This window comes from uncultured Ferrimonas sp. (assembly GCF_947489035.1).
Taxonomy (GTDB): Bacteria; Pseudomonadota; Gammaproteobacteria; order Enterobacterales; family Shewanellaceae; genus Ferrimonas.
The window spans coordinates 17,092-26,029 of record NZ_CANLCI010000033.1 but is presented as its reverse complement, the minus strand read 5'-3'; the positions used below and the strand labels follow the sequence as shown (position 1 = coordinate 26,029).

At 50.1% G+C, this 8,938-nt stretch carries 15 protein-coding genes; all 15 read left to right on the top strand.

What is annotated here, in order from left to right; all coding sequences use genetic code 11:
• The first annotated feature begins 25 nt into the window (after positions 1–25).
• The 15 genes from Q0796_RS16325 to rplX all read left to right on the top strand — a co-directional run bounded on the left by Q0796_RS16325 (position 26) and on the right by rplX (position 8,928).
• A complete protein-coding gene (locus Q0796_RS16325) occupies positions 26–493 on the top strand; it encodes a polysaccharide biosynthesis/export family protein (protein WP_298445064.1) in 468 nt (155 codons plus the stop codon).
• Between the two features lie 18 nt (positions 494–511).
• Positions 512–2,746 carry a polysaccharide biosynthesis tyrosine autokinase gene (locus tag Q0796_RS16320; protein ID WP_298445062.1) on the top strand — a complete coding sequence of 745 codons (2,235 nt, stop codon included), beginning with the start codon at positions 512–514 and terminating at the stop codon, positions 2,744–2,746.
• Positions 2,747–3,114: 368 nt separating this feature from the next.
• Positions 3,115–3,426, top strand: a complete 312-nt coding sequence (gene rpsJ, locus Q0796_RS16315) for a 30S ribosomal protein S10 (RefSeq protein WP_013343788.1) — start codon at positions 3,115–3,117, stop codon at positions 3,424–3,426.
• A 31-nt stretch (positions 3,427–3,457) separates the two neighbouring features.
• A complete protein-coding gene (gene rplC / locus Q0796_RS16310; protein WP_298445057.1) occupies positions 3,458–4,096 on the top strand; it encodes a 50S ribosomal protein L3 in 639 nt (212 codons plus the stop codon).
• A 17-nt stretch (positions 4,097–4,113) separates the two neighbouring features.
• Positions 4,114–4,719, top strand: coding sequence for a 50S ribosomal protein L4 (rplD, locus tag Q0796_RS16305; RefSeq protein ID WP_298445055.1), 606 nt, complete (start codon positions 4,114–4,116; stop codon positions 4,717–4,719).
• Positions 4,716–5,021 (top strand): 50S ribosomal protein L23, encoded by a 306-nt coding sequence (gene rplW, locus Q0796_RS16300; RefSeq protein ID WP_298445054.1) that lies wholly within the window; start codon positions 4,716–4,718, stop codon positions 5,019–5,021. Before rplD ends, rplW begins: the two co-directional genes overlap by 4 nt.
• A gap of 17 nt (positions 5,022–5,038) precedes the next feature.
• Positions 5,039–5,863, top strand: a complete 825-nt coding sequence (gene rplB / locus Q0796_RS16295; RefSeq protein ID WP_298445052.1) for a 50S ribosomal protein L2 — start codon at positions 5,039–5,041, stop codon at positions 5,861–5,863.
• Positions 5,864–5,878: 15 nt separating this feature from the next.
• Positions 5,879–6,157 carry a 30S ribosomal protein S19 gene (gene rpsS / locus Q0796_RS16290; RefSeq protein ID WP_298445050.1) on the top strand — a complete coding sequence of 93 codons (279 nt, stop codon included), beginning with the start codon at positions 5,879–5,881 and terminating at the stop codon, positions 6,155–6,157.
• 10 nt (positions 6,158–6,167) lie between these two features.
• Positions 6,168–6,500 (top strand): 50S ribosomal protein L22, encoded by a 333-nt coding sequence (gene rplV, locus Q0796_RS16285; RefSeq protein ID WP_298445049.1) that lies wholly within the window; start codon positions 6,168–6,170, stop codon positions 6,498–6,500.
• Between the two features lie 11 nt (positions 6,501–6,511).
• A complete protein-coding gene (gene rpsC / locus Q0796_RS16280; RefSeq protein ID WP_298445047.1) occupies positions 6,512–7,201 on the top strand; it encodes a 30S ribosomal protein S3 in 690 nt (229 codons plus the stop codon).
• An 11-nt stretch (positions 7,202–7,212) separates the two neighbouring features.
• Positions 7,213–7,626 carry a 50S ribosomal protein L16 gene (gene rplP / locus Q0796_RS16275; RefSeq protein WP_298445045.1) on the top strand — a complete coding sequence of 138 codons (414 nt, stop codon included), beginning with the start codon at positions 7,213–7,215 and terminating at the stop codon, positions 7,624–7,626.
• Positions 7,626–7,817, top strand: coding sequence for a 50S ribosomal protein L29 (gene rpmC, locus Q0796_RS16270; RefSeq protein ID WP_298445043.1), 192 nt, complete (start codon positions 7,626–7,628; stop codon positions 7,815–7,817). Before rplP ends, rpmC begins: the two co-directional genes overlap by 1 nt.
• Positions 7,817–8,065, top strand: a complete 249-nt coding sequence (gene rpsQ, locus Q0796_RS16265; RefSeq protein ID WP_298445042.1) for a 30S ribosomal protein S17 — start codon at positions 7,817–7,819, stop codon at positions 8,063–8,065. Before rpmC ends, rpsQ begins: the two co-directional genes overlap by 1 nt.
• 169 nt (positions 8,066–8,234) lie before the next feature.
• Positions 8,235–8,603: a 50S ribosomal protein L14 gene (gene rplN, locus Q0796_RS16260; protein ID WP_168662459.1), complete on the top strand. Its 369-nt coding sequence runs from the start codon at positions 8,235–8,237 to the stop codon at positions 8,601–8,603.
• 10 nt (positions 8,604–8,613) lie between these two features.
• On the top strand, positions 8,614–8,928 hold the full coding sequence (gene rplX / locus Q0796_RS16255; RefSeq protein ID WP_298445040.1) for a 50S ribosomal protein L24: 315 nt from the start codon (positions 8,614–8,616) through the stop codon (positions 8,926–8,928).
• Positions 8,929–8,938: the final 10 nt, after the last annotated feature.

Genomic DNA, 8,938 nt, shown 5'->3' with positions numbered 1-8,938 from the left:
GGTGCTGCTTTGCTCGGCACCCGCGTTGAGCAATGTTAACTACCAGCTTAGTGCCGGTGACATGATCTCTATCCATGTGTACGGCGAAGACGACTTAACGCTGCAAACTCGCCTTGGTGAGTCAGGGATGATCAATTATCCCTACTTGGGCCTCTTAACTGCGAAAGGCATGACCGTTTCGGGGCTAGAGCAGCGCATCAGCGATGGCTTGAGAGGGGATTACCTGATTAACCCTAGCGTTCATGTGAGCGTGACCGAATATCGACCTTTCTACATCTATGGGGAAGTGAATAAGCCGGGTGGTTATCCATACCAACCCGGTTTAACCATCGAACGCGCCGTCGCGCTGGCTGGCGGACTGACTGAGCGTGCTTCGACCAATGGCATTGTGGTTAATCGCTTGGTTAGCGGCAAGAAAACCACTTTAACTGTACGCCTGTCAGCCTCCGTCTACCCAGACGACTCTATCGTTATTAAAGAAAGCTTTTTCTGAGGCTCAGGTATGTCAAATATGGCCATTAAAGTGGACAAGGATCTTTTTGCTCAGGAAAAAGACATCGATCTGGGTCAGTACTTTAAAGTGTTGTGGCGCTATAAATGGCCCATCATTTTATTTGTTACCTTGGTGACCGGTGCCGTGACCTTCTTTTTGATGAACACGGATCCATATTACCGTTCATCTGGGCGGCTGCTCATTGAATCGGAGCAAGCGAAAGCAGTCTCTATCGACGATGTTTACGGGCTGGACTCGTCACGTAAAGAGTACTTACAAACCCAGTTTGAGATCATTAAAAGTCGTCGTCTTGCTGAACGCGTGATCGAGCGACTCAATCTGATCGTCCACCCAGAGTTTGTCCTGCCTAAGTACCCTAAATGGCAACAGTGGTTGCTTGATAAGGTGGAAACGGCCCCGAACCAAGATCCAATGGAAGTGGTGCGAGCACAACTGCAGCAATACCTTTATTGGTTACCTGTTGATTGGAATCCACCGCCGCCGGATCCCGTTAAGCAGCTAGAACAGCGGCGGGTACTGCTGCTTAATGAATTCTCCAGTCGTCTGTCGATCTCTCCAGTGCCAAATACCCAATTGGTGGATATCAGCTTTTACGCTAAAAATCCTCGATTGGCGGCATTGGTCGCGAACACCATGGGGGACATCTACATTGAGAATCACCTTGATGCAAAGTTGAACGTAACCCGCAAGGCATCACAATGGCTGAGCGCCAGACTGGATGAGTTGCTGGTGGGGTTGCGCCAATCGGAAGAGCGTTTACAGCGATTTAGAGAAACCGAAGGCTTACTGGAAATTGATGGCACCGTTGGGTTGGTGAGCCGTGAAATGAGTGAATTGACGGCCCAGTTAGCCATGGCGAGACAACGCCGTGATGATGCCCGTTCGCTGCTTAATTTAGTGCGCCGCAAAGGCGCCGATAGCATTGAAGACCTTGATGGTTTGACCGAGATCAGCGGTCACCGCCTGATCCAGGAGATGCAAAAGTCGGAAGTTGCCGCATCATCTAATGTGGCTGAACTGTCTAAGCGCTATGGCCCTAAGCACAATAAAATGATTGCCGCGAAAGCACAATTAACGGAAGTGCGTGCAAACATGCGTAGCCAAGTACGTAAATTGGTGCAGGGGATCGAGCAAGAGTACACCACGCTTAATGCATCCGCTCAGGCTTTAGAGCGTCAATTAGAGCGAGCGAAAACTCAGTACCAAGAGCAAAGCAGGGTAGAGGTGCAGTATCGCGAATTACAGCGAGAGGTGGAATCTAACCGCCGCATCTATGAAACCTTCCTGAATCGAATGAAGGAAACTGGCGCGGTGGCTGACTTTAATGCCGCCCATGCACGATTTACTGATCTAGCCGAGCCTGCACTTTATCCGGCGAAGCCGAAGAAGAAGATGTTATTGATCATTGCGGTTATGGCCTCAACGATCTTTGGTTGCGTGGTCGCGCTGGCACACAATGCCTTAACCGACACCATCACTGCGGGAGAGCAGGTTGAGACGAAATTAGCGGCCAAAATGCTTGGGATCATCCCATTGCAGAAAACCAAGGGAAGATTGGATGCGAGTCATTTCTTCTCTAATGACGCCAATAGTTTTGCTGAAGCATGGCGAACAGTGCGGACGGGTTACTTACTTGCGCACCTCGATGATGGGGCTAAGTTAATCTGCATTACCTCAACGGTGCCGGGAGAGGGTAAGAGTACCTCTTCCTATAATTTCTCATTGGCGTTGTCACAGTTGGAAAAAGTGCTATTGATTGAGGCGGATCTGCGTAAGCCTGTATTAGCCGGTTCGTTGCAACTGCCAAGTTACCAGCCAGGGCTGTCGAACCTGATTGCGGCCACGCACAGCAGTAACGATTGCGTTTATAGTGTGCCAGACACCAATCTGGATGTGATGGTGGCCGGTACACCGGTATCCAACCCACTGGAAGTACTGGCATCACCACAGTTTAAAAGTCAGTTAGAGCTGTTATCGCAGAAGTACGATCGCATCATTATTGATACCGCTCCAGTCGATGTTGTGAGCGATGCACTTGTGGTGTCTCGCTTGGTGCAAAGCACTATTTACGTAGTGAAATTTGGCAAAGCACGACGCGAATTGATCCGGCGTTCATTAACAAGGCTATTTGCTGTGCACGCCAAAATTGACGGCATTGTGCTCAATGCCGTACCAAAAGATCAGGCGACCTATAAGCGCTATAAGAGCTATTACGGAACCGGCAAGTCGTAAGCAAATAAAGCAGCAGCCACTGCGATTCAATGACAGCAGCGTCTCAGAAGAAAAAACTTCCGTTAAGTGAATCGGCTAGGTATAATCCGCGCCGAATTTAAGACGGTAGTAGCAAAATAGTGCCGAGCTTGGCGATAAAATAATCATCAATCAGGCTTGCTTCTACTCAGCATAGGCGTATAATTCGTCTCGCTGTCGCGATAAGCGCAGTGACTGCTTCGGCAGTGTGAACAGCAACACAATTAGTGTTGTATATACAGCGACTCCGATTTGGAGTCGAATGGCTGGTGAATCATCGTTCTCCCTCTGAATAGTTAGAGTGGTGGAATGATTGGTTTGTGTGTTTCTTAGAGTTGGAGCTCTGGTCAATGCAGAACCAAAGAATCCGTATCCGTTTGAAGGCGTTCGATCATCGTCTGATCGATCAGTCAACAGCGGAAATCGTTGAGACTGCTAAGCGTACAGGTGCTCAAGTTCGCGGTCCTATCCCGCTGCCCACCCGTAAAGAACGCTACACCGTACTGATTTCTCCGCACGTTAACAAAGACGCGCGTGACCAATATGAAATCCGTACTCACAAGCGTTTGGTGGACATTGTTGAGCCTACCGACAAGACTGTTGACGCGCTGATGCGTCTGGATCTAGCTGCAGGCGTAGACGTGCAGATCAGTCTGGGTTAAGTCCCCGGACTTGGAATAGAGGTTTTTTAGAATGGCTATCGGTCTTGTAGGTCGCAAAGTTGGTATGACTCGCATCTTCACTGAAGAAGGCGTTTCTATCCCTGTGACCGTTATCGAAGTAGAACCGAACCGTGTAACCCAAGTTAAAGGTTTGGACAGCGACGGTTACCGCGCTATCCAAGTTACCGTAGGTGCTAAAAAAGCATCTCACGTTAACAAACCTGCAGCGGGCCACTACGCCAAAGCTGGCGTAGAAGCTGGTCGCGGTCTGTGGGAACACCGTCTGGGTGAAGGTGAAGGTGAAGGCATCGAGTTAGGTGCTGAGCTGAAAGTCGGCGTCTTTGCTGACGTTGCAAAAGTAGACGTTACCGGTCAATCAAAAGGTAAAGGTTTCCAGGGCGCGATTAAGCGTTGGAACTTTAGCACCCAAGATATGACCCACGGTAACTCCCTGAGCCACCGTGCTCCTGGTTCGATTGGTCAAAACCAATCCCCAGGCAAGGTATTCAAGGGCAAGAAAATGGCTGGCCACATGGGCGCTGAGCAGGTAACTACTCAGAACCTAGAGTTGGTACGTGTAGATGCTGAACGTAACTTATTGCTGATCAAAGGTGCCGTACCTGGCGCTAATGGTGGCGATGTTATCGTTAAGCCTGCCGTTAAAGCGTAACGTCTGAGGAGATAGTAATGGAATTGGTTATGAAGGACGCCCAGAGCGCTCTTGAAGTTTCCGAAACTACCTTCGGACGTGAGTTTAATGAAGCTCTGGTACATCAGGTAGTAGTAGCGTTTGCTGCTAATGCCCGTCAAGGTACCCGTGCTCAGAAAACCCGCGCTGAAGTAACTGGCACTGGCAAAAAGCCATGGGCCCAGAAAGGCACCGGCCGCGCTCGCGCTGGTACCGTTAAGAGCCCAATCTGGCGTTCTGGTGGCGTAACATTCGCTGCTAAGCCGCAAGATCACGGCCAAAAAGTTAACAAGAAGATGTACCGCGCCGCTCTGCGCAGCATTCTGTCTGAGCTGGTACGTCAAGATCGTCTGATCGTTGTTGAGAACTTCTCTGTAGAAGCTCCTAAGACCAAAGAATTGGCTGCAAAGCTGAAAGAAATGGACTTAAACGACGTTCTGATCGTGACCGCTGAAGTAGACGAGAACTTGTTCTTGGCTTCTCGCAACCTGTACAAGGTTGACGCTCGCGATGTAGACGGTATCGATCCGGTTAGCCTGATCGCGTTTGACAAGGTGCTGATGACTGCTGATGCAGTTAAGCAGATTGAGGAGAAGCTGGCATGATCCGTGAAGAACGTTTGCTGAAAGTGCTGCTGGCTCCACACATCTCTGAAAAAAGCACCATGGCTGCTGAGCTGAACAACACTGTTGTTTTCAAAGTAGCACTGGACGCGACTAAAGCTGAGATCAAAGCAGCGGTTCAAAAGCTGTTCGAAGTTGAAGTAGTTGGTGTTCGCACCTCTGTACTGAAAGGCAAGACTAAGCGTACTGGCGCTCGTTTCGGACGTCGTTCCGATGTGAAGAAAGCTTACGTTACCTTGGCTGAAGGCGCAGAAATCGACTTCGTTGATGGCGGCGCTGAATAAGCAGTAGGAGTTTAGAAATGGCTATTGTTAAGTGTAAGCCTACCTCTGCAGGTCGTCGTCACGTAACCAAAGTGGTTAACGCTGAACTGCACAAAGGTAAGCCTCACGCCGCTCTGCTGGACAAAAAGTCCAAGTCTGGCGGTCGTAACAACGCTGGTCGTATTACCACTCGCCACATCGGCGGTGGTCACAAGCAGCACTACCGTATTGTTGACTTTAAGCGCAACAAAGATGGCGTTCCTGCCAAGGTAGAGCGGATTGAATACGATCCAAACCGCAGCGCGAACATCGCGTTGGTTCTGTACGCAGACGGTGAGCGTCGTTACATCCTGGCTCCTAAAGGCCTGCATGCTGGTGATTCCATCATGTCTGGTCAAGAAGCTGAGATTAAAGCGGGTAACGCCCTTCCAATGCGTAACATCCCGGTTGGTTCTACCGTTCATAACGTAGAACTGCAACCAGGTAAAGGTGGTCAGTTGGCTCGTTCCGCTGGTGCCTACGCACAGATCGTTGCTCGTGACGGTGTTTACGTAACTCTGCGTCTTCGCTCCGGCGAGATGCGCAAAGTACAGGCCGAAGGCCGTGCTACTTTGGGTGAAGTAGGTAACTCCGAACACATGCTGCGTCAGCTTGGTAAAGCTGGTGCTAACCGCTGGCGCGGTATCCGCCCTACAGTTCGTGGTGTAGCCATGAACCCGGTGGATCACCCGCACGGTGGTGGTGAGGGTAAAACCTCTGGTGGTCGTCACCCGGTATCCCCATGGGGCGTACCAACTAAGGGTAAGAAGACTCGCAGCAACAAGCGTACTGATAAGTTCATCGTACGCCGTCGTACCAAGTAATTTAGAGGATTCACCATGCCACGTTCTCTCAAGAAAGGTCCATTTATCGACCTGCACTTGCTGAAGAAGGTAGAGAAAGCGGTGGAAAACGGAGACAAAAAGCCTGTTAAGACTTGGTCCCGTCGTTCGATGATCATTCCTGATATGATTGGTCTCACCATCGCTGTCCATAATGGTCGCCAGCACGTTCCAGTTTTCGTAACTGAAGACATGATTGGCCACAAACTGGGCGAATTCGCGCCGACTCGCACTTACCGCGGCCATGCTGCGGATAAGAAAGCGAAGAAACGCTAAGGGGTAGAAGATGGAAGTTTTAGCTAAACACCGTTTCGCCCGTACCTCTCCTCAGAAGGCACGTCTGGTTGCTGACCAAATTCGTGGTCTGCCAGTTGATCGCGCTCTGGATATCTTAACCTTCAGCAATAAAAAAGCTGGTTCTTTGGTTAAGAAGGTTCTGGAGTCAGCTATCGCTAACGCGGAGCACAACGAAGGTCTGGATATCGACAACTTGAAGGTTTCTAAAATCTTCGTTGACGAAGGTCCAACCATGAAGCGCATCATGCCGCGTGCCAAAGGCCGTGCTGACCGCATCCTGAAGCGCTCTAGCCACATCACTGTGGTTGTGGCCGATAAGTAAGGGGAGTCGCTATGGGACAGAAAGTACATCCTAATGGTATCCGCCTTGGTATTACCAAGCCTTGGTCTTCGACCTGGTACGCGGAGAAGAAAGATTACGCTGACAACTTGTTCAGCGACCACGAAGTACGTGAGTTCCTGAAAAAGGAACTGAAAAACGCGTCTTTGTCTCGCATTACCATTGAACGTCCTGCGAAGAGCGTACGTGTGACTATTCACACTGCTCGCCCAGGTGTTGTAATTGGTAAGAAAGGCGAAGATGTTGAAAAACTGCGCAAGAAGGTAGCCAAGCTGGCTGGCGTTCCTGCTCAGATCAACATCTCCGAAGTTCGTAAGCCGGAACTGGATGCTCAACTGGTTGGTGATTCTATCGCTTCCCAGCTGGAGCGCCGTGTAATGTTCCGTCGCGCTATGAAGCGCGCGGTACAGAACGCCATGCGTCTGGGTGCCAAGGGCATCAAGATCGAGGTTTCTGGTCGTCTGGGTGGCGCTGAGATCGCACGTACCGAATGGTATCGTGAAGGTCGTGTGCCACTGCACACCCTGCGCGCTGATATCGACTACGCTACTTCTTCTGCTCACACCACTTATGGTGTAATTGGTATTAAAGTTTGGATCTTCAAAGGTGAAGTTCTGGGCGGCATGCCAGTTGTTGAAGAGCAGCCGAAGCCGCAGCCGAAGCGCAAAGGTCGTGGTAAGTAAGGGGAACCGAGATGCTGCAACCTAAACGTATGAAGTTCCGTAAGATGCACAAAGGCCGTAACCGTGGTGTAGCCACCACTGGTGACAAGGTTTCCTTTGGCTCTTTCGGCTTAAAAGCGACCACCCGTGGCCGTATGACCGCTCGTCAAATCGAAGCGGCTCGTCGTGCCATGACCCGTCACATCAAGCGTCAGGGCAAAATCTGGATCCGTGTGTTCCCAGACAAGCCAATTACTGCTAAACCGCTTGAAGTTCGTCAGGGTAAAGGTAAGGGTAACGTTGAGTACTGGGTAGCACAGATCCAACCGGGTCGTGTCCTGTACGAAATGGAAGGCGTATCTGAAGAGTTGGCTCGTGAAGCTTTCTCTCTGGCTGCTGCCAAATTGCCTATCCAGACCACCTTTGTAACTCGTAAGGTGATGTGATGAAAGCACAAGATCTGCGTGAAAAAAGCGTTGAAGAGCTGAATGCGGAGCTGTTAAACCTGCTGCGTGAACAGTTCAACCTGCGTATGCAGAACGCGACTGGTCAGCTGAAAGCGACTCACGAAATGAAGAATGTACGCCGTAATATCGCGCGTGTTAAGACCATTCTTACTCAGAAGGCAGGTGCGTAATGTCTGATACTAAACGTACTCTTCAGGGTCGTGTAATCAGCGACAAGATGGACAAGTCCATCACCGTATCAATCGAGCGCAAAGTAAAGCACCCGATTTACGGTAAGTTCATGAACCGTACCACTAAGGTACACGCTCATGATGAAACCAACCAATGTGGTATCGGTGATCTCGTGGAAATCCGCGAATGCCGTCCACTGTCTAAGACCAAGTCTTGGATGTTGGTAAGCGTTGTAGAAAAAGCTTAATTTTCTAAGCTTTAGGCTACAACAAGAAGAAACCGGCCCAAGGTCACTTGGGCCGGTTAATTTTTATCTACCCTTTTCAGATTATCGTGGTTATAATGGCGCGCCTTTTCGAAGGGCAGCCAACTTAGCCCGTAAGGGTATTTGAAGAAAAAGTAAGCGGAGCATTGAAATGATCCAAATGCAATCTGTGCTGGACGTTGCCGATAATTCCGGCGCGCGCAGCGTGCAGTGTATTAAGGTCTTGGGTGGCTCTCACCGTCGTTACGCCCATATTGGCGATATCATCAAGGTTTCCGTTAAGGAATCCATTCCTCGCGGTAAAGCGAAGAAAGGTGATGTATTTAACGCGGTGGTAGTACGCACCAAGAAAGGCGTACGCCGTCCTGACGGTTCTGTTATTCGCTTTGACCGTAACGCTGCTGTTTTGCTGAACGCAAGCAACCAGCCTATCGGCACTCGTATCTTTGGCCCGGTGACCCGCGAGCTGCGCAATGAGCAGTTCATGAAGATCGTGTCCCTGGCGCCAGAAGTACTGTAAGGAGCGAACCATGGCAGCAAAAATCCGTCGCAACGACGAAGTAATCGTACTAGCAGGTAAAAACAAGGGTAAACGCGGTAAAGTTTCCCAAGTTCTGGCTACTGGTAAGGTGCTTGTTGAAGGCGTCAACTTGGTAAAGAAGCACCAGAAACCTAACCCTCAGTTAGGCGTTCAAGGTGGTATTGTTGAGAAAGAAGCCCCTATCCACGCCTCCAACGTGGCGCTGGTTAACCCTGCCACTGGCAAGGCTGATCGCGTAGGCTTCCGTTTTGAAGATGGCGTTAAAGTTCGCTTCTTCAAATCCAATGACGAAATTGTTAAGTAATTGGAGTTAA